At 63.5% G+C, this 19,421-nt stretch carries 16 protein-coding genes and 3 pseudogenes; 17 read left to right on the forward strand and 2 right to left on the reverse strand.

Features of this window, described 5'->3' with window-relative positions; translation table 11 throughout:
* The first annotated feature begins 52 nt into the window (after positions 1-52).
* The 13 genes and pseudogenes from BLW44_RS18130 to BLW44_RS00295 all read left to right on the forward strand — a co-directional run bounded on the left by BLW44_RS18130 (position 53) and on the right by BLW44_RS00295 (position 11,275).
* A complete protein-coding gene (locus BLW44_RS18130; RefSeq protein WP_254775101.1) occupies positions 53-433 on the forward strand; it encodes a DsbA family protein in 381 nt (126 codons plus the stop codon).
* 51 nt (positions 434-484) lie between these two features.
* The gene (locus tag BLW44_RS18135; RefSeq protein WP_254775135.1) at positions 485-679 is read left to right on the forward strand and encodes a DsbA family protein; all 195 of its coding nucleotides are present in this window, start codon (positions 485-487) and stop codon (positions 677-679) included.
* A complete protein-coding gene (locus tag BLW44_RS18140; protein WP_254775136.1) occupies positions 679-924 on the forward strand; it encodes an NAD(P)-binding protein in 246 nt (81 codons plus the stop codon). Before BLW44_RS18135 ends, BLW44_RS18140 begins: the two co-directional genes overlap by 1 nt.
* Before the next feature lie 795 nt (positions 925-1,719).
* Positions 1,720-2,575: pseudogene (locus tag BLW44_RS00250) on the forward strand (cation diffusion facilitator family transporter).
* Positions 2,576-2,859: 284 nt separating this feature from the next.
* Positions 2,860-2,997: pseudogene (locus BLW44_RS18620) on the forward strand (copper resistance protein CopC); the annotation flags it as partial.
* Positions 2,998-3,225: 228 nt separating this feature from the next.
* Positions 3,226-3,765 carry a signal peptidase II gene (gene lspA / locus BLW44_RS00260; protein ID WP_053098498.1) on the forward strand — a complete coding sequence of 180 codons (540 nt, stop codon included), beginning with the start codon at positions 3,226-3,228 and terminating at the stop codon, positions 3,763-3,765.
* A gap of 101 nt (positions 3,766-3,866) precedes the next feature.
* A complete protein-coding gene (locus tag BLW44_RS00265) occupies positions 3,867-4,094 on the forward strand; it encodes a DUF6804 family protein (RefSeq protein WP_338061374.1) in 228 nt (75 codons plus the stop codon).
* 186 nt (positions 4,095-4,280) lie between these two features.
* A pseudogene (locus tag BLW44_RS00270) lies at positions 4,281-5,065 on the forward strand (cytochrome c oxidase assembly protein).
* Positions 5,049-6,653 (forward strand): apolipoprotein N-acyltransferase, encoded by a 1,605-nt coding sequence (gene lnt, locus BLW44_RS00275; RefSeq protein ID WP_079112071.1) that lies wholly within the window; start codon positions 5,049-5,051, stop codon positions 6,651-6,653. The pseudogene BLW44_RS00270 and the gene lnt overlap by 17 nt, the downstream one beginning before the upstream one ends.
* Complete coding sequence (locus BLW44_RS00280; RefSeq protein WP_254775102.1) at positions 6,638-7,084, forward strand: DUF3515 family protein; 447 nt, start codon at positions 6,638-6,640, stop codon at positions 7,082-7,084. The genes lnt and BLW44_RS00280 overlap by 16 nt, the downstream gene beginning before the upstream one ends.
* Before the next feature lie 246 nt (positions 7,085-7,330).
* The gene (locus tag BLW44_RS17660; RefSeq protein ID WP_167347460.1) at positions 7,331-9,046 is read left to right on the forward strand and encodes a bifunctional copper resistance protein CopD/cytochrome c oxidase assembly protein; all 1,716 of its coding nucleotides are present in this window, start codon (positions 7,331-7,333) and stop codon (positions 9,044-9,046) included.
* The gene (locus tag BLW44_RS00290; protein WP_026049677.1) at positions 9,043-9,726 is read left to right on the forward strand and encodes a copper resistance CopC family protein; all 684 of its coding nucleotides are present in this window, start codon (positions 9,043-9,045) and stop codon (positions 9,724-9,726) included. Before BLW44_RS17660 ends, BLW44_RS00290 begins: the two co-directional genes overlap by 4 nt.
* A gap of 193 nt (positions 9,727-9,919) precedes the next feature.
* Entirely contained in the window at positions 9,920-11,275 is a 1,356-nt protein-coding gene (locus tag BLW44_RS00295) for a M23 family metallopeptidase (protein ID WP_026049678.1), read from the forward strand.
* Between the two features lie 98 nt (positions 11,276-11,373).
* On the opposite strand, the gene BLW44_RS00300 is transcribed toward BLW44_RS00295, so the two are convergent.
* Both BLW44_RS00300 and BLW44_RS00305 read right to left on the reverse strand, forming a co-directional pair.
* Positions 11,374-12,135 (reverse strand): cytochrome c biogenesis CcdA family protein, encoded by a 762-nt coding sequence (locus BLW44_RS00300; RefSeq protein ID WP_060926728.1) that lies wholly within the window; start codon positions 12,133-12,135, stop codon positions 11,374-11,376.
* Complete coding sequence (locus BLW44_RS00305) at positions 12,132-12,701, reverse strand: TlpA family protein disulfide reductase (RefSeq protein WP_053098497.1); 570 nt, start codon at positions 12,699-12,701, stop codon at positions 12,132-12,134. The genes BLW44_RS00300 and BLW44_RS00305 overlap by 4 nt, the downstream gene beginning before the upstream one ends.
* A 445-nt stretch (positions 12,702-13,146) precedes the next feature.
* Between BLW44_RS00305 and BLW44_RS00310 the strand changes: the two genes are divergently transcribed.
* The 4 genes from BLW44_RS00310 to BLW44_RS17665 are packed head-to-tail and all read left to right on the forward strand — an operon-like array spanning position 13,147 to position 19,361.
* Positions 13,147-13,968: a TnsA-like heteromeric transposase endonuclease subunit gene (locus tag BLW44_RS00310; RefSeq protein ID WP_167347459.1), complete on the forward strand. Its 822-nt coding sequence runs from the start codon at positions 13,147-13,149 to the stop codon at positions 13,966-13,968.
* Entirely contained in the window at positions 13,961-15,997 is a 2,037-nt protein-coding gene (locus BLW44_RS00315) for a Mu transposase C-terminal domain-containing protein (protein ID WP_053098495.1), read from the forward strand. Before BLW44_RS00310 ends, BLW44_RS00315 begins: the two co-directional genes overlap by 8 nt.
* Entirely contained in the window at positions 15,994-17,037 is a 1,044-nt protein-coding gene (locus tag BLW44_RS00320) for a TniB family NTP-binding protein (protein ID WP_053098494.1), read from the forward strand. Before BLW44_RS00315 ends, BLW44_RS00320 begins: the two co-directional genes overlap by 4 nt.
* Positions 17,034-19,361, forward strand: a complete 2,328-nt coding sequence (locus BLW44_RS17665) for a zinc-ribbon domain-containing protein (RefSeq protein ID WP_139305201.1) — start codon at positions 17,034-17,036, stop codon at positions 19,359-19,361. The genes BLW44_RS00320 and BLW44_RS17665 overlap by 4 nt, the downstream gene beginning before the upstream one ends.
* The last annotated feature ends 60 nt before the right edge of the window (positions 19,362-19,421 follow it).

Genomic DNA, 19,421 nt, shown 5'->3' on the forward strand with positions numbered 1-19,421 from the left:
TGTGTGTCTGGAGTGTCTATGAAATCTTCTATGAAAGCGGTAACTTGTCACCGTGGCTCTCGCCGTGGTGTTGCTGATCGTTGCGCTGGTGTTCGTCCTTGTCAATCAGAGTCGAGCTGCCGCACCCGAGACGGGGGCCGCTGATGGTCCACAGGTCGTCCGTGAGAACTCGCATGTCTCGATGACGGAGGAGATGGGGCGTGACGGTGGTCGAGTTCCTCGATTTCGAGTGCGAGCCTGCGGTGCTTTTTATCCCCTCGTCGAGGATCTCCGTGGCAAGTTCGATGGCGAGATCACGTACGTGATCCGCTACTTCCCGTTGCCGGGTCATCTCAACTCGAAGAATGCCGCGATCGCTGCGAAGCGCAGCGCAGCAGGGACGGCTGGAAGAGATGTATCACCGCCTGTTCGAGACGCAGTCTCAATGGGGTGAGGCTCAAGAGTCTCGTGCGGACCTGTTCCGGGGATTTGCGGAGGAACTCGGATTGGATATGCCGCGTTCGATGATGCGGTCGCTGATCCGGCGACTGCAGAACGGGTCCAGTTCGATCTAGACGAGGGTGAGCAGCTCGGTGTCAGCAGTACCCCCTCGTTCTTCATCGATGGGGAGCCTGTCGTGCTGGAGACGTGGAATGACCTGGAGGACACCATTGAAGCCGCGGTGAACGGTGCTGAATGATGGCGCGTTCGCTATCGCACCGTCGCGTCATCATCGTCGGCGCCGGGCACTCCGGGTTGGCGACAGCCGCCGCACTCAGGTCCTCCGGGCTTGAGCCGCAGAAGGACTTCGTGATCATCGATTCTGCACCTCCCGGTCGACGAAGCTGGGCCACACGGTGGCAGTCGATGAAGCTACGCAGCGCGGCCCGCCACAGTGTCGTCGCGGGTTTCCTTTCCCGGCGATGGAGACCGTTATCCGAGTAAGGATGAGATGTCCGATTACCTGTCTTCGGTGGAGAACGCCCTCGGTGTGAAGACCGTGTGGGGCACTCGTGCTCTTGGAATCACCCGGTTGGGCGACGGATCCACACTGCATCTGTCGACCTCCGCCGGGAAGTGCAAACCCGAAATGTGGTCTGTGCAACGGGAGCTGCCGCGGTGCCGCGCGTGCCGGGCTGGCGCCTGGAATGGCAGTACCCGGTGTTGTGCTGCATTCCAGCCAGTACCTCTATCCGCCCAGATACCTCCCGGCCGCGTGTTGATCGTTGGCGGTGGATTCAGCGGAGTGAGATTGCAGAAGAGCTCGCTTCCTCCCACGACGTCACCCTCTCCACTCGAGCGGAATCCTCAGAGGTGTCGGAGCGGCCCATCTGGTCGAGGCTGCGACGTCGGGGTCCGATGTCTGAGTCACGCCCCCGCGTAGCTTCGACAGACGTCACTCATGCCGCCGCCGTGACGGAGGTACACGGAGACACCGTGATGTTCGCCGATGGGGCGTCCGTGAAGCCGCATTCCGTGATCCTTGCGACCGGGTACAGGCCGGCGGACGCATGGCTGCCCGATTCGGAGCCGCCCGGGCAGCCTTTGCACGTCAATGCACGCATCCCGGGACTGTTCACTGTTGGCATGCCGCGTTACTCCCGGGCAGATGCGGGCACCCTCGCTGGGGCGGGTCGTGATGCGGCGATCGTCGCCGGCACATCGTTGGACGGCCGTAAAGGAGCACCATGACAGACACAGGGCACAGTCACGTATCGGTGACGCCACTCCCGCAATCGCCTGGTCATCGCGTTCGCGATCACCTCTTCGGTCTTCATCGTCGAAAGTGATCGGCGCAATCATCACAGGCAGCCTCGCACTGCTTGTTGATGCGGCGCACATGCTCACCGATGTCGTCGGGTTGGCGATGGCCGTCACCGCTGCGCATCTGATGAATCGTCCCCCGACTCCCAAGTACACCTTCGGTCTTCGACGCACGGAGGTTCTCGGTGCGCTCGCTCAAGCAACTTTGCTGCTCGGGGTGGGCATCTTCGCGCTCGTGGAAGGCGTACGGCGGCTGTTCGAGCCCCCTGAGATCGCATCGGGGAGTCTGCTGTTCTTCGCATCGTCGGTCTCGTCGCCAACATCGCCTCCATGCTCGTATTGTTCAGCGGCCGCGGACGCAATCTCAACATGCGCGCCGCGTTCCTCGAGGTCGTCAACGATGCCTCGGTTCCGTCGGCGTCATCGCCAGCGCCATCCTCATCGCCGTTTTCGGTTGGTATCAGGCGGACGCCGTCGCGGGCGTCTTGATCGCGCTGCTCATCATTCCCCGCACTCTTATCCTGTTGCGAGCATCCGGTCGGTGCTGTTGGAGTCCACACCGCCGGCCTCGACCTCGAGGATGTCCGCCGCCACATCCTTGCCCTTCCGCACGTGGTCGCGGTGCACGACCTTCACGCGACCCAAGTCTCGACCGACCTCCCACGCTCACCGCCATGTCGTGGTCGATGACACCGTCACGATGGAAGCTTCCGCCGCATTGCTGACATCACTTCAGCAATGCGTCAACGAGCACTTCGCCGTGAGCATCGAACACTCCACCTTCCAGATCGAACCCGAATCCCACCCCGGAGAGCACGACACCCATGCATAAACGCCTCTCGGCACGTATCACAGCCTCGCCGCGCCGCCCTGATGGTGTCGGCATCCGTCGTGCTGGGACCACAGCCCGGCCGCCGCTCACGACGAGTTCGTCTCGGCGTACCCCGACGCGACTCGGCCGTCGACGGCTCTCCGACGAGATCTCTCTGATGTTCACCGGGCTGCTTCCGGATGGTGACGGCGCAACAGTCATCGACGTGGTCGATGAAACCGGAGCAAACGTCGCAGTCGACGCCCCCAGGCGACCGATGACGTTATCACGCAGCACCTCTCCCGGACGCCGCGACCGGTGTCTTCACTGTCCGATGGAAGACCGTCTCCGCCGATGGGCATCCGATCAGCGGAGAGTACGTGTACACCGTCAGACCGCGACGGACACGGGATCCGGCACAACCACCGCAAGCCCACCCCTGAAGCCTCACCACAGAGCAGCGAAGAAACGGAAACCGCATCGCCGGCACAAACGTACGGCGGCACACCATCCGGAGGCGGTGCCTTCGAAATGCTGCCCCTATTCTTCCTCTCCGGTTTGGCTATCATCCTGGGGGTCGGGGTTGTGGCGTGATGATGGCCGGGCGCCGCCGTCACCAGCGGGATCGCGCCGAAGTTGCTGAGGATGCCGCGGCCGCGGGGAAGACGCCGATGCGTGATCGAGTCCGCCGGTCGGCCGTGGTGCTCATCGTCGCCGCCATCGTTATCCTGATCGATCAAGGCACCAAGACTCTTGCTCTGAACACGTTGCGACAGGATGCGCGTATACCGCTGATCGGTGACTGGCTCGGTCTTCAACTGGCCTTCAACCCCGGGGCGATCTTCTCGCTCGGGGAAGGCTCCACATGGGTCATCACCGTCGTCGGGCTCGCTGTCACCGCGGCCCTCATCGGTGCCGCTACCCGAGCCCGCAACGTGTGGTCGGCGGTTGGTTTCGGTTTCATCGTGGGCGGTGCGATCGGGAACCTCATCGATCGCTTATTCTCGCCGCCCGCGTTCGGGATCGGGCACGTCACCGATTTCCTTGCCTACGGGAACCTGTTCATCGGCAACCTCGCCGATGTCGCTCTCGGCATCGGTGCCGTGTTCCTCATCGTCGCGGGTCTGCGCATAAGCCGTCGCCGGCCAGACCCCTCGTCCCGCCCCGATCCCGTCGACCCTGTACCCGCCGAAGAAACGGTTCACCCATGAGTCCCAAAGAACGTGTCCCCTCCACTTACCAGCGGAACGCCCTGGCCCCAGCCTCGTCGCCGCCGCGATCCTGTTCCTCGCCCGGCGCTCTTCCAGGCGAATTGGGCGCCCTCGTCCTCTTCATCGCCTCAATTTTCGGGCTGATCGTCGCGTGGTTTGCGCTGCAGGCACGCCACTGGTGGTGGATCCCGGTCTTCCTCGCGATCGCCGTGCTCTGGAACCCGGTAATGCCCTTCCCCTTCTCCGGTGTCGTGTGGACCACAGCACAGCCCATCGCGGCCGTGGCGTTCCTGGCAGCGGGGGCGACGATCAAGGTGATCCGGAAGTGAACAGCGCGATCTTCTTGTCACGACCATGCGTGTGAGCGGCCAGATCCTCGAAAGTCCCCGTCTTTGCAGGCGTTCCTCGCACCGGCGGACATCCCGCTTCCGGTGTTACCGATAGTCGCGGGGATCCTCGCTGTGCTGTATCTGGTCGGAGCGATCCGGTTGTGGACGCGCGGGCGTCGGTGGCCCGTGTGGCGAACGGTCAGCTTCCTTCTCGGGTGTGTTCTCCTCGCGGCGGTCACTGGTCTAGGCGTTGAAACCTACGGCCAGGCGCTGGTGTCCGTTTTCATGTTCCAGCAGCTCACTCTGATGATGATGGTGCCGCCGCTCCTCGTCCTGGGCTCTCCCGGCACCCTTCTTCTGCGAGCGACACCGCATCATGGAGCGGGACGGTTAGTCCTCACAGCGGCCCACGGTGCTCTTCGAAGCCGGCCGCGAAATGGATACTCAGTCCGTGGGCCACTGTCCCGCTCTACCTGTTCGCGTTCTACGGCATCTACCTTGCGGGTGCTGCCGATGCCATCCTCGCTCTCCCCGGGGTCACGTCGCACTCGAGGTCGGATTCCTCCTCGCCGGCGTGCTCTTCACCATCCCATCCTGTCCTCCGATCCGCTGCCGGTCAGGTTGGGTCATGGTGCCCGTGCACTGGACGTCTTTGCCGAAGCCGCGCTCCACGCATTCTTCGGGGTGTTTCTCATGATGGCCAGTACGATCCTGGTCGGCTCGTTCGTCGCGCCCACCGAAGCACTGGGCATCGATCCCTCGCCGATCAGCAGCTAGCCGGCGCTCTGGCATGGTCCTACGGTGAAGCCCCGACCGTACTGATGTTGATCTACGTGATGCATCGTTGGTTCCGAAGCGACACCGCTCGTGCTGCCGCGGCGGATCGGTATGCCGACGTGCACGGGAACGCCGACCTCGACTCGTACAACGCTTACCTGAAAAACCTGGGCACTCATGACCGTGACCGCTGACCCGTTGGTGGGACACGCCCTCTCCGTTCGACCACGGCGCGGCAACGCCAGTGCGCACGATGCGCTCCTGGCAGCTGCGGTGCCATTTCCCGTAGCGATCGTCGCGTCCGCCATCGCAGGAGGCATGCTGGATCTCGCCTACCCCGCGTCCGGGTGGTGGCCCGCGACGTTCGTGAGCGCAACCATCGGGCTGTGGACGCTTCGCGGACGCTCTGTTCCCGGGGCGTTCCTGATCTCCCTCGTCTACGGGACGGCCTTCTACTTCACTCACTTGGTATGGGTGACCCGGTTTCTGGGGCCCATCCCATGGGTCGCGCTGGCTGGCTTGGAATCCCTGCTGTTCGGTGCCGGCGGTGCGCTGATCGCACTCGCCTATCGTGTCGCCACCACGCGGGCGGGATTCGGGTATCACGCGATCACTCCTGTGCTCGTCGCCGGGGTGTGGGTGCTGCGGGAAACGCTGATGGGGAATGCGCCGTACACCGGGTTCCCGTGGGCGCGAATCGGCTTCACTCTTGCCGAGAGCCCGCTCGCGGAAGCCGCTTCCTGGGTGGGGACAACCGGGCTGACCTTCCTGACAATCCTCGTCTGCGCAAGCGTCGTGGAAGCCCTCACCCTCCGCCGGTGGGAGCCGGGAGCAGCAGCGGCGGTCATCGTCGTTGCCGCGATGGCCGTCCCTCTGTTCCCGACTGAGCAAGCGGGAATGATGCGCGTCGGATGGGTGCAGGGCAACGGTCCCAGCGGCTACTTCGACACCAGGACAACAGGTGACATCCTGCGCGCACAGGAAGAAGCGACCGCTCCGCTCCTGGGGCGTGAAATGGACCTTCTCGTCTGGCCAGAAGGGGCCGTCGACGCCGATCCCCTGCGCGATGCCGCCGTCGCAGGCCGCCTTGATCGACTCGTGCAGGGTGCTGGCGCTCCGGCACTGGTGAATGCGGCAACCACCCGCGGAGCTGACACGTTCAACACCTCGATGCTGTGGACCAGCGCCGGGCCGCAGCAGCTCCACGACAAGGCCAACCCCGTCCCTTTCGGCGAATACGTGCCGGACCGTTGGTTCTACGAAGCCATCGCCCCCGATCTCATCGGGTTGATACAACGCGAGTACACGCCCGGCTCCAACACGCCCCTCATGAACGTTGGCGATGTGCCCATCGGTCTGGCGATCTGTTTCGACGTCATCTACGACGACGTCATCCACCAGAGCGCGTCCTCTGGCGCGCAGATGTTCGTGTTTCAAACCAACAATGCGGATTTCAGAGGCACGGACGAGAACCTCCAACAGCTGACCATCGCCCGCATACGCGCGCTCGAAACAGGGAGAACTGCGGTGAACGTCTCCACCACCGGGACCAGTCAAGTCATCGGCCGCGATGGAAAAGTGTTGGCTCAGGTTGCGGTGGACACGACCGCGGCGAAGATCACCGAGGTCCCCCTCCGCGCCGGCACGACTCTCGCTGTCGTGCTGATGCCGTGGCTCGGCTGGATGCTCAGTATCGGAACGGTACTAGCGCTGCTCGTCATGTCGATCCGACAGCGACGGACGCATGCTGACTCCCAGGAAGACGGATGGATGACGTTGTGAAGCTCAAGATTCTGACCTCTGGCGCGGCGCTGTGCGCACTGCTTGTGCTCACCAGCTGCGCACCCACCGTCCACCTCGAGCCCGCAGCGAACGCGAATGACCCGCTGTGCGCAGAGGTCACCGTACGATTACCGGACTCGATTGGCGACCAGGCTCGCGTCTGGACGGACGCTCAGGCCACCGCAGGATGGGGCACCCCCAGTAGCGTGCTCCTCACCTGCGGGTTGGAGCCCCGGCCCCACCACGCTGCAATGTGTCAGCTTGGGGGGCGTCGATTGGATCGTCGACGAGGAGGAGACCCCGAATCTGCGGCTCACAACCTACGGCCGAGATCCAGCTGCCCAGGTGTACGTGGACACGACCACCCTGTCGGCGGACGCGGTTCTCGAATCTCTTGCCGGGGCGATCCAGCAGCTCCCCAAGACCGGTGAATGCACGGCACCTGTGACGGAAGACCCGGACGCTGCTGGCGCTCAGACAGGGGATACCACTCCATGAATCCCGTTGTTCTCCGGATCGTTGGACCGACGATTCTCGTTGCCGCCGCACTCATCGCTGTGGTCATCGGGCTCGTGATTGGTGGAGGAGCTGCACCAAGACTCGCGAGTGACCCTGGAGCGCTCGTGCGATGGGGACTCCCGGCCGCGAAACTGTTCGTCAATCTGTCCGGTGCGGCGATGCTCGGGCCCCTGGTGCTGGCGGTGTTCGCTCTCCCCTCGGCAGGGAAGCCCTTCACCGTCGCGCTCGATATTGCCTCCGCCGGCGCCGCGACCCTCACCCTCACAAGCGGGGTGGTGGCTTACCTCACCTTCCTGTCCTCATTCAATCCGCAAGTTAACCTGAGTGCCGAGTTCGGCACGCAGCTCGGTCGCTTCCTCCTCGACACGGAGCTGGGACGATCATGGCTCATCACCGCGATCCTCGCTTCGGTCGTGACAGTCCTCGCATTCGCTGTTCGCAGCTATGGTGCGGTCATGATCACAACCGTGCTTGCGATCATCAGTCTGATTCCCATGGCCACCCAAGGTCATTCGGGTGAGCTCGCCAATCACGATCCCGCTGTCATGTCCCTCGTCCTGCATGTCATTTCAGCAGCAGTATGGCTCGGGGGGCTCATCCTGCTCGTCGTCGCGCGACCGATCAGCTCGCCGCGCGAACTCGAGAACCTGCTCCGCCGGTACTCGACGGTGGCGCTCATCGCGTTCATCGGCGTCGCCGTCTCGGGATACGCGCGGACGCTCACAGCCCTCGGCCGGTGGGAGGATTTGGCCTCACCGTACGGCATCCTCCTTCTCACAAAGATCGGCGCGCTTTTGGTCATGGGCGTCCTGGGTGCCGCCTACCGCCGCCGACTCATCGCAAAGACCAGCGAGGGCCGTGGCGCCTTCTGGATGATCGTGTGCGTCGAACTCGGTTTCATGGGTGTCGCGAGCGGGGTCGCCGCCGCCCTCGCCCGCACCGCCGCCCCCGCCGATGCGATCACCCTGCCGCAGACCACCGCCGCGGAGATCCTCACCGACGCACCCGTCCCGGTCGCACTCACCCTGCAGAGATGGTTCACGGCGTGGAGTCCCGACCTCCTTTGGGTGCTCGTCGCGGGTTTCGGAATCGTCTTCTACCTCGTCGGCGTCCGACGCGCACGGCGCCGCGGGTATCCGTGGCCAGCCAGGCGCACGATCAGCTGGATTGCGGGGATGGGGGCGCTTCTGTGGACGACCAGTGGGCCGATCGCAGCCTATGACGATTCGCTCATCAGTATGCGATTCCTCGCCTTCGCTCTCCTCAGTCTCGCGATCCCCTTGCTCCTTGTCTTCGCGGCGCCGATCACCCTCGCAACCTTGGTCATCCACCCACGGGACGATGGAAGCCGAGGACCGCGCGAATGGCTTCTCTGGGCCGCCCACAGCCCCCTGGCCCGGTTTACTCGTCGCCCCGTCGTCGCCGCGTCCCTGTTCGCCACGTCGCTGTGGTTGTTCCACTACTCCGACCTGTTCCGATGGTCGCTCTACGACCAGCTCGGAGCGGAATGGATGATCAGCCAGCTCCTCGTCACCGGGTGCCTCTTCGTACGATCGCTTTCCCCGAACGCGTCCACGACTCCCGAGGGGCGGTGGCGTGTGGCCTCACTCACTGCGCTCACAGGCGTGGCCACTTTCTTCGGCATCGCCACTATCGCTCGCTCCGACCTCATCGTCGCGGAGTGGTTTGGCGCCATGGGGCGGACGTGGGGACCCACCCCCCTGCAGGACCAGGCCCTCGCCGGAGCCGCCACCTTGATGATCGCGGGAATGCTCGCAATCCTCACCGGCTTCTCCGTCCTCCACACGAAACGCAACAACAGACCTACCGACAGCACCCCCGTGCCCGCCGGACGAAAGGACCCACGCCCGTGACCTCCACCCACCGCACCCGCTGGCTCGCCAGCACACTTCTTGCCCTCATCGCACTGGGAATCGTGGCCGCACCGGCCCCCGCAGCTCTCGCGCACGACAACCTCCTGGACACCGTGCCCGGGGCAGACGAAACCGTCACCCAACTCGACGACGTCGCTCTCACGTTCAGCGGGGAACTCATTGACTTCAGCCAGGCAAGCTTCGCCCAAGTGCAAGGACCCGACGGCCTCTTCTACGAATCCAGCTGCTCCACCATCGACCGCAACATCCTCACCACCCCGGTCGCACTCGGAGAACCCGGCGTCTACACCGTGCTTTGGAACGCCGTCTCCAGCGACGGTCACCCCATATCCGAGAGCTTCACGTTCACGTACGCTCCCACCGGCATCGAGCCAGGGCTGGGATGGGACCAACCAGCATGCGGGAACGAACAATCACGGATGCAACCGGCAAAGGCGTCGCCCTCTGCTGTGCCAACTACCGAACCTCCCGCAGCGGACACCCCTGCCCCGGCGGCATCCGCAGGCGAGAACGAGGTGGCTTCGATCGCGATCCCGCTCATCATCGCCGTGGCTGTCATAGGTGCCGCGGTGATCGCCACCACCGTTGTCGTACGGCAAGTGAAAAAGAACAAACACAACAAGGTGAGCCCCGACATCCACACGGACCCGAAAGCGTGAACTTCGTGTCAGGACAGTCGAACTCGAATTCGATGCGACAGATATGGGCCACTGATCAGAGATCACGAGCGAGTCGGCGCGACTTCGGCGGCCACGTACGGCCGATGGACCAGACGGCGGGCAATGCAAGCGTGGCCAATCTGCGCGCCCATGGCAGCAGAATCCACGAAGCCGAGCTCGAGGAGAGGGCACAGTGAACGGACGACTCGTCTCTGCGGCTACGGAGGCGGCTGAAGAATGCGGTTGTGCACCCACGCCCGCCGAACGCGACTCGTTCTGGAAGCTGAGTGTTACTCGACGTGGCGCTTTCGGGCTCGGCGCGCTCGGTGTCGCTGCATTCGCTGCACTCGGCATCGGCTCCGGCGACTCAGCGGCGTACGCTGCGTCGTACCCGAGTTGGGACGATGTGCAACGCGCCAAGAACAACGAAGCTGCCAAGGCTGCCGAGATCACCCGAATCGAAGGGCTGATCCAGTCCTTGACGCGGAAGGTCGCTGAGACTCAGGTTGCTGCCGATACAGCCTCCGACGAGTTCTATGCAGCGCAGCAGGAGTACTTCGCTGCGATCACGGAAGCTCAGAGCCTGCAGGCGCAGGCGGACGAACAATCAGCGATTGCCGAAACCTCTGCGCGCAGGGCCGGTCAAGTTGCGGCACAGCTGTATCGCAACGGTGGAGATGATTCAGCACTGCAACTGTTCTTCTCCGGTTCCGCGGCCAACGCCGATGAGCTCCTGTCACGCCTGGGCACCATGGACAAGCTTCTCGAGTACAACCGGTCGGTCTACGATGGCGCAATCTCGGCGCGCAACACCGCCCAATCGCTGACCGATCAGGCGAAGGTTGCCCGCGACGAACGAGACCGCCTGCAGCAGGTCGCAGAGCAGAAGATGATTGCGGCACAAGAAGCGGCCGACGCCGCACAGGCCGCGCTCGACGAGCAAGCCGCGAACCTCGAGACGATGCAGGCGCAGCTCGCCGCGCTGAAAGACACCACCACGCAGACTGTCGCTGGTTACCAGTCGGGTGTGGCCGCGCGCGAGGCCGAAGAGCGCGCCCGTCGCGAACGCGAAGCCGCGGAAGCGGCAGCCAACGGTGGCGGCAACGGCGGCGGCGGAGGCTCTGCCGGTAGCGGCGGTTGGGTCCGGCCCCACGGGGGCGGCCGAAGTTCAAGCTACGGCCCGCGGACCCCGATCTGCGGTTCGCAGGGCTGCTCCTCGAGCTACCACTACGGCGCGGACATGGCCAATGGCTGCGGAGCGGCGATCTACGCCGCCAACTCCGGAACAGTGGACTACGCCGGCGCGAACGGCAACTACGGCAATTACGTCCGCATCCAACACGGCGGGGGCGTCAGCACCGGGTACGCGCACATCAAACCCAGTGGCATCCTCGTTGGCAGGGGGCAATGGGTCAATTCGGGCCAGGTCATCGCTTACGCGGGTGACACTGGACGCTCCTTCGGTTGCCATCTGCATTTCGAGGTCTACATCAATGGTGGTTACACCAACCCCGTCCGATTCATGGAAGACCGCGGCGTCTATATCTAAGGCTCCGACATGGGAGCACGAAGTGGCGCCACCCACAATGACCAGTTGGGTAGAGAGGGCTGCTCCAGTCGTCACTCGCGACATCCTTGCTAGGGATCTCAGAGAGGGAGAATGACGCTACCCATCACCGCCGTCAGCCGCGACATGATGTCGGTCCACAGCCCTGTCACCATCAGGATTCCGAGGACGATCAGCAGTATGCCTCCGCATACGTTCACCACCCGGATGTGACGACGGAGGAACTCGACCGTCTTCGCCGCCCAACCGAACCCGAATGCGACCAACAGGAACGGGATGCCGAGGCCGAGCGAATACGCGAGGCCGAGGAAGCCGGCACGGACAGGGTCGCCAGCATTGAACGAAAGCGCGATGATCGCGGCAAGCGTCGGACCCATGCACGGTGCCCAGCCGATACCAAGTGCCACTCCAAGTAGCGGCGCCCCTGCGATTCCGGCCCGGGAGCCGACGTGGAAGCGGACCTCCCGCTGGGCGAAATTGAACAACCCGAGAAAGACGAGCCCCATCAGGATGATGACGACTCCGAGGATGCGTGTGACCAGGTCGCCCCAGCGTAGGAAGAACACGCCGGCCGTGCCGCCCAGCGCGGTGATGAGAACGAAGACGACGCTGAAGCCGAGGATGAACAGCGGTACGCCGACTACGAGCTGACGGCGCTGGGGCGCGACTGCGTTCGTCGCGCGACCCTTCGAGTCCGGCGCGACCACCCCGCCAAGGAAGCCGAGGTAGCCGGGGACCAGCGGGAGCACGCAGGGCGACAAGAACGACACGAGGCCAGCGAGCATCGCGACGGGGACTGCGAGCCAGAGCGCACCGGACCCGATGATGGTGTCGGCGTTCACGGTGTCTCCGCCAGAGCGTCCTTGACGAGCGTCGAGAGGATCGAGGTGCCGTCGATGGGTCCGATGATGCGGGCGGCGACACGGCCCTGCCTGTCGAGCACGAGAGTCGTCGGTGTCGCCTGGATCGGCACGACCTCGGAGAAAGCGAGTTTCGCCTCGGCCGTGTTCACGTCGATCAGGCTCGGGTAGGTGATGCCGAACTCGTGAGAGAAAGCCTGGGCAGTGTCGGCCTGGTCGCGGGTATTGATGCCGATGAAAGCTACATCCTCGCCGCCGTATTCTTGCCAGACGCTTTCGAGATCCTTCGCCTCGATGCGGCACGGCGCGCACCCGGCGTACCAGAAGTTCACCACCGTGACCTTGCCGGCGTTGTCTGCGCTGTCGAAATCATCACCAGTTTCAGTGATGCCGCTGAAGTCGACCGGTTCGCTCCGCTCGTCGATCGGGATCTCGACGATCGCGCCGCCAGCGGCCACATACCCGGTGTTCTCACCCTTGAGGAAGGAATCGCTGACCGGATCCGGCGCACACCCGCTCAGACCGATGGCGAACACCGCGGCGAGCATGGCTCCGATCGCACCACGAATGGTGCGAAAGCGAGGATTTCGAGGCACATCTCGCACTCTACGCAGATCCCCTATGCGTCCGCCGAACCGGGCCACCGTCCTGCGGGCCTCTTACCGCTTCCGACGTCCGCCAGGGCAAGTCGCCGCGTCGGCAACTTCGGTCTGCTGACACACAGAGCACCTCCGGGAGGATGACGTGTCAGCTGAAGGCCAACTGCGTCATTCCAACGCAATTCCGACGACGACCGCCTGCACACCGTCTCAGCGTTGCAGATTGCTCGGCGGTGGCATCAGTGTTCTCGTTCGGTCGTTGCCGGACATCAGATCGAACTCTAATCCGAGCCATACCGGTGTGTCGGGAGCCAGGCAAAGCCGACCCGGCGGATCCTGGGCGCAGGCGACAACGATGTGCCTACTCAGGTACTCCGCCTTCCTTGGAGTGGTGATGAAGCCAGCTGAGATTGCACGGTTGATCGCACGGCGACGATTCTCGAAGGGCTCGGAGCTGCACTGGGTGCCGCGCGATCATCGTTCCGCATCCGGCTACGCGGATAGCGTCTCGTTCGCACCGGTCAACCGAAGTCTCGGCCGTTTGGATTGGTCGGTCATCGACCCGATGAAGGTTCGAGTATCGAAGGGCGCAAGCCACTTTTTCACGGGGTCTGAGTACTTCTGGAGTCGCACCCGTAGCCACGTATGGTGTGAGTCTCAGTTCGAGCGCGACGAGTTGATGTGGCTCGATTTCGGCGGGCAAGTAGCAAAGGTGTGGTCGCAGCCATTTGGCGTGGTGTTCGGCGTTCGCTCGCCGATGGCGGGTCACTGGCACGTGCCGGATTTCCTATTGCAGATGTCGGACGACTCCTACGCCGTTCGAGACGTGAGGCCAAAGGAACGCATCGACAAGTCTGCGCAACTGCAGTTCGATGAAACCGCGGTTGTGTCGGCAACGCTCGGCTGGCACTATCAGGTACTTTCCGGCCACAGCATCCATGCGACCCGCGTGGTCGAATGGTTGTCGGCGTCGCGTCATGACCGTTGCAGGCCGCCTGCTGACGTCGAGGACAGGATCCTCGACGCGGCAACTGACAGCAAGACTCGCCGGGAGTTGTGCGAGCTGGCATCACCAGATTGCCCACCTCTTGCCTGCGCATGGGTTGACAACCTCGCCTGGCGCAGACTTCTCGCGCTCGATCTGTCTGCGGTCTTCAATAGCAACGCGCTACTGACTACCGCACGTCGGGAGAGAACGGATGCGATCAGTGTCTGACGAGAGCAAGCTGAAACTCGGGGACTCTTTCGACATTGACGGCGAGATCTGGGTCTGGGCCCACATCATCCCCGGCCTAGAGGTGAAGCTCCGGTCCGAGAACGCACCCGATCGACACCTCATCATGTCCGTAGACGAGTTCCTGCGCCATGCCGGCACGGCTCAACGCGAGCGCGCGGTATCGCTTCGTCCGGACGGGGACGCGTGGCCGACCAACGTGTGCGATATGGAGGCCCATCTCCTTGAGGCGTTCACCGGGAGACCAATGGATCCGTTGGCTTCCACTCCTCGGGCGCAGTATGACCCTGCGCTGACGACTCAGAACGCACGCGTTGACGCGAAGCTGCTGGAGTTGAAAGGCACGTCACTGGGGCGAGCGCGCAGTACCTTTCACCTCCTATGGAAGACCTACCAGCAAGACGGTGCAGCGGGGCTGAATGCCCGCATGCACCGGAAGGGCGAGCAGCGACTCGCCATCAGCCGGGCAGATCCGCGGCTGGTGACGATCATCGATCGATTCCTCGATCGCCAGACGGACAAGGCCACGAGTAGCAAAAAGCGTTGCGCTGTCTTGGTGAGGCGAGCGCTCGAGACAACCTACCCGGGCGACCCCATTTGTGAGATCAAGGCTCGCACCCTCCAGGGCTACATCAACGAGCGGGCTGCAGGCCGTTACAGCTTCGACAAAGCGACCACCCGGAGAAACACCGACAACAGCCCAAAGCGTCAGTACCACTCCGGAGCTGCCTATCAACTTGGAGAGCGATGCGAGATCGATTCAACGGACCTCGACGTTCTCGTTTGGGATGAGACCAGTGAGTTCCGTCCGAAACTCACCGTGCTTCTCGACGTCGCCAGCCGAGTGCCGCTCGCTTGGGCGATCCACGCGGATAGCCCTGGCGGATTCGATCATGCGCTCCTGCTCGCCCGAGCCATCATCGGGCGCAAAGCCGTGCCTGGTTCGGGCGCTGCCACTCTCTCGGGGTCAGCCGCCTTGCCTTCCGCGCTGATGAAGCAGGTGAACCCCTACCTCAGCGACGAGTCTCTGGCTCTCCCATGGATCTTTCCGCGATCAATCACCATCGACGGCGGAGCTGATTTTCGGTCCCGCACGTTCAGAGATGCCTGCCGTGCGTACGGAATCCACAGGGAGCTCGCGCCCTCCGGAACGCCGACGGTGAAGCCACATGTTGAACGCAACTTCGGCACCCTCTCATCAGATTTCGCCGCATGGTTGGCCGGTTTCGTGGGGAACTCCGTGGCGCATCGAGGCGCCCGCGACAACCCCACGCTCACCTTGGACTCGCTCCGGCTCATCCTGGACAGTTGGATATCCAACATCTACCTGAACAAACCGCACCAGGGCCTGAAGTCGACGAGCTCCCCCGGACGGATCTTCACCCCGAATCAGATGTACACCGAACTCTTCAGCGTCGGGCCTGGCGTCCCAGTGCCTTTCGGAGTCGAGGAGTACCTCGCCCTGTTGCCGACCGAACGTCGCATGATCGGTCGTGCAGGGATCGATCTCCACAATCGCCGCTACGACTCGCCCGACCTGGAGGACCTCCGCAGTCGCTCCCTCACGGGCGCTGAACCGGGATCCGCGAGAGCGAGGAAGTTCCCGGTGAGCTTCGACCCCTACAACGCGAATGCCGTCTGGGTACGTCACCCGGAAACCGGCTTGTGGATCGAGTGTTGGGACGTCGCTCTGCGAGAGAAGACGGCACCGATGGTCGCCGAGATCGACATGAAACTCCTTACCCGATACCCCGACGCCGCTATCGACGATCCCGATCGCCGCCGGGAGTGGATCGATCATGTCGAAAGCCGCGAGCGAGGAGACAAGCGCAAGCGCACCCAACACAAGCGAGAGCAACAGCGCCTCAAGGTCGAAGCTCAACGCGAGTCAGGCCCCTCGACAACGACACCGATCCCATTACGGCAATGGGCCAAACCCGTCGACATCAGCACCATCGATTGGACGTCCCCCGACATACATCTCGCTCAAGCAGAGGAGCTTGATCCATGAAGATCACCCCACTCGTCCTCCACCATGACCGCAAGACCAGCCTTGCAGGGCTTCGAGAAGCATTCGACGCCGAGCCCGCATCGCCGCCGAAGATCACCTTCCGGCAGTACACAGATCTGGATAGTGAAGCCCGAGAGCTATACGACCAAGCTCGCGAAGACTTTCTCCGGCTGACGTTGAGGGTGAAGACGCGCGAGCAAGCAGTCTGCGCTCGCATTCTGGAGGACCTCATCCGAATCAACCCTCGGCTGAAGAACTCGCGGCGCGGGCTGATGGTATCCGCGCCGATGTTCTCCGGCAAGACAGAACTCGCTCTCCTGTTGGCTCGATCCGTAGAACGCAGACACGCAGCCCAACACCCCGACTACCTCAGAGACGGAGACGCACCGGTCGTCTGGGTGGAGATGACCGAACACTCGACCGGGAAAGCTCTCCTTGCCCAGATCGTGGAGTTTCTCGCCCCCACCATCGTTCTCCCCAAACAGATTGCCACCGACCGGCTGCGGAAGCTTGCCGTCGAAGCCCTCCATCGACATGGCACGAAGCTGCTGGTGATCGACGAAGCGCACAAGCTTGGCGGGACTGAACCCTCCAGTGTCATCAAGGCTCTCCAGAATGAGTCCTGTGCGACCGTCGTCCTGGTTGGAATCAATCTCGACCAAGCATTCAAGACGGGCGACGGGCTGCAAGTCAGCGCACGCTGCGACTTCGTCACACTCGACAAGATCGACCCCGCCGTCCAAGAGGACTTCGAACAATGGATCAAATGGGTCGCCACCTTCGACAGCTTCCTACCACTATGTGGGCACGTCCACGGCCTTCTCACCCGCAACGCCGGCACGCTAGTCCACGCCGCCGACGGGAAACTCGCCGTTCTCGCGATGATCGTGGACCGCCTAGTCGCGTCCATCTTGCGCGACGAATCGCGCACCTCGGAGACCGTAACCCGCGAGGGACTCTTCGGGGTTCTCGATACTCTCCGGCGCACCACGCTCAACACACACAACGTCACCCTGGACGACTTGGTGGACGCCGCATGACCAGCACGCAGGCGTGGGCGAAACGACCCAAGTGGCATCATCTTGAGACGCCACGCTCCTACGCGCAGCGGCAATGCCGCGCCGCAGGAGTGCCGTTCGATTTCGCCGAGAGGGCACTGACCAGCCGAGCGCAACCGAACATCCACCGCGTCTGGATCGACGATGAAGCGGCCGCTCGGGCGGTCGAGGCGACGGCAGGGCGCCCGGCCGGTCACTACCTCCGCATGAAACGTCTAGCGCAACCGGACTCCACACGGGCCTACCCGCAGCGCTTCCTGTGCCGCCTATGCAGTGCCGGGGAGACGATCGAGCAAATTTCCCATGATCGGGAAAACTTCTGTCTCCGACACCCGGGGCAGATGGTGTGGGTCGGTCCCGGAACCGAACTCGATACCCAGGTTATCGTTCCCTTCGATCCCACGCTTCGGAACGCGGAACTCTCCTTCCGTCGACTCGTCGCTACTGGTCGGGTCACCACGCAGCTGCACAGTCAAGTGTGGGCCATGGTGCGCGACAACGACACCCTCTCCGCCCAGGACGGAGAGACCGGGCAGAATCAGTCCTTGATGAGCGCGGCAGGCGAGATCGATCGCCGCGCACATCTGTACCGCGCGACGGTGCGCGTTCTGCAGATCTTGTCCAATCGTTCGCACTGCGCACGATGGCGCACTCAGTCGGCGGCAGATCTACGACTCGACATCAACGCAACGTTGGGCTTCGCCAACAGCGACGTCCTCGTCGAACGGGTGATTCTCTGGCTCCGACCCCTCCGCCGCCACACCATCCCCACGAAGTTCCGCCCCTTGGAAGCCGCCCTCGACACCGTCGACGTCCCCCGCATCCTCGACGCCACCGCCAACTACCCGCTATGGATCCTCCGACACCCGCAAGCCATCTCCGAATGGGACTGGGATCGCAACCCGCCCACCCGAGACCCCTGGTCGGGAGTAGATGTCTCCCACAAAGCCTGGTGGTTGTGCGAAGAGGGGCACTCCTGGGAAGCAAGCCCCCACGTGCGAGGCTTTGCCGAGACGAACTGCTCATACTGCATCGGCATGGACTTCTGGCCTGGACATACCGACCTCGGCACCCTGCGGCCGGACATCGCCGCGGAATGGGACACCACCCCAGGAGCCAACCGCGGGGACCCTCATCACGTCAGCGTCACCTCCGCACGGAAAATCAACTGGCTGTGTACTGCTCAAGAGCACACCTGGCCCGCCCAGGTGCGCTCCCGCACCACGCAAGAAAGCAGCTGCCCCTACTGCAGCGGTAGCCGGGCGATACCAGGTGAAACAGACTTAGCCACTCTTCACCCAGGCCTCGCAGCAGAGTGGGATTACGAACGCAACGACAGCTCCATCACTCCGGAGACAGTCACCCCCGGATCAGATCGTGTCGTCTGGTGGCGAGGCCCCTGCGACCATAGCTGGGACGCGGCTGTCGGCGGCCGTTGCTCAGGATACGGGTGCCCGTACTGCTCCAACCAACGCACCCTCGCCGGTTTCAACGACCTCGCCACCACCCACCCTCAACTCGCCGAACAGTGGGACCCCGCGAACTCCAAGACTCCGAGCGAGGTCACCGCGGGCTCGGATTACCCCGCGGTATGGCGTTGCGGCCTGAGTCACACGTGGGAGCTTCCCGTCTGGGGTCGCACGACGGACAAGACGGGATGCCCCGTATGCGCGAATCGGGTCGTCCTCGCAGGATTCAACGACTTGGGAACTCTCGACCCTCATCTGGCTTCGGAGTGGGACCACGAAGCAGGGGCGAACGACCGGACACCGTCCGAAGTGACCGTTAGTAGCTCCTATGAAGCCCTGTGGCGCTGCGCGAAGAACCACACCTGGCCAGCGACAGTCGCCAATCGACATGCTGGTTCCGGTTGCCCCTCGTGCTCCGGACGGGTCGCCATCCCGGGAGCCACTGACCTCGCGACACGCCGACCGGATATCGCCGCACAATGGGATCCCAGCAACGACTGCTCACCGAACCAGGTCACAGTCTCATCCCACGTGAAGGTGTCATGGATCTGCCATCGCAACCACTCGTGGCCGGCGACCGTCAAGAACCGCACTTCCGGCTGCGGCTGCCCCTACTGCGCAGGAAAGCTGCCCATCCCTGGCGAGAACGACCTTGCGACGCTGCGCCCCGATCTCGCCAAGCAATGGGATCCAGCGAACGCCCTCTCTCCTACCGAGGTCACCGTCGGGTCTGGTCGAAAAGTCATGTGGATCTGCGCTTGCGGATATTCGTGGCCGTCCAAGATTCAGACCAGAACCCGCAGACCCCACGCCCACTGCCCCGAATGTCGCAAGTAGTAACAGGACCCGATGCGAACCTCGTCTGGGCTTTTTGACCTGTGGCGCTGAGTCCTCCTC

The organism is Microbacterium hydrocarbonoxydans (genome assembly GCF_900105205.1).
Classification (GTDB): domain Bacteria; phylum Actinomycetota; class Actinomycetes; order Actinomycetales; family Microbacteriaceae; genus Microbacterium; species Microbacterium hydrocarbonoxydans.

Excerpts from the sequence above, each read along its gene's own strand:
- lspA (WP_053098498.1), top strand. The coding sequence starts at position 3,226 with ATGCGTGATCGAGTCCGCCGGTCGGCCGTGGTGCTCATCGTCGCCGCC.
- BLW44_RS00280 (WP_254775102.1), top strand. The coding sequence starts at position 6,638 with ATGGATGACGTTGTGAAGCTCAAGATTCTGACCTCTGGCGCGGCGCTG.
- lnt (WP_079112071.1), top strand. The coding sequence starts at position 5,049 with ATGACCGTGACCGCTGACCCGTTGGTGGGACACGCCCTCTCCGTTCGA.
- BLW44_RS00305 (WP_053098497.1), bottom strand. The coding sequence starts at position 12,701 with ATGCTCGCCGCGGTGTTCGCCATCGGTCTGAGCGGGTGTGCGCCGGAT.
- BLW44_RS17660 (WP_167347460.1), top strand. The coding sequence starts at position 7,331 with ATGCTCGGGCCCCTGGTGCTGGCGGTGTTCGCTCTCCCCTCGGCAGGG.
- BLW44_RS00310 (WP_167347459.1), top strand. The coding sequence starts at position 13,147 with ATGAAGCCAGCTGAGATTGCACGGTTGATCGCACGGCGACGATTCTCG.
- BLW44_RS18140 (WP_254775136.1), top strand. The coding sequence starts at position 679 with ATGGCGCGTTCGCTATCGCACCGTCGCGTCATCATCGTCGGCGCCGGG.
- BLW44_RS00320 (WP_053098494.1), top strand. The coding sequence starts at position 15,994 with ATGAAGATCACCCCACTCGTCCTCCACCATGACCGCAAGACCAGCCTT.
- BLW44_RS17665 (WP_139305201.1), top strand. The coding sequence starts at position 17,034 with ATGACCAGCACGCAGGCGTGGGCGAAACGACCCAAGTGGCATCATCTT.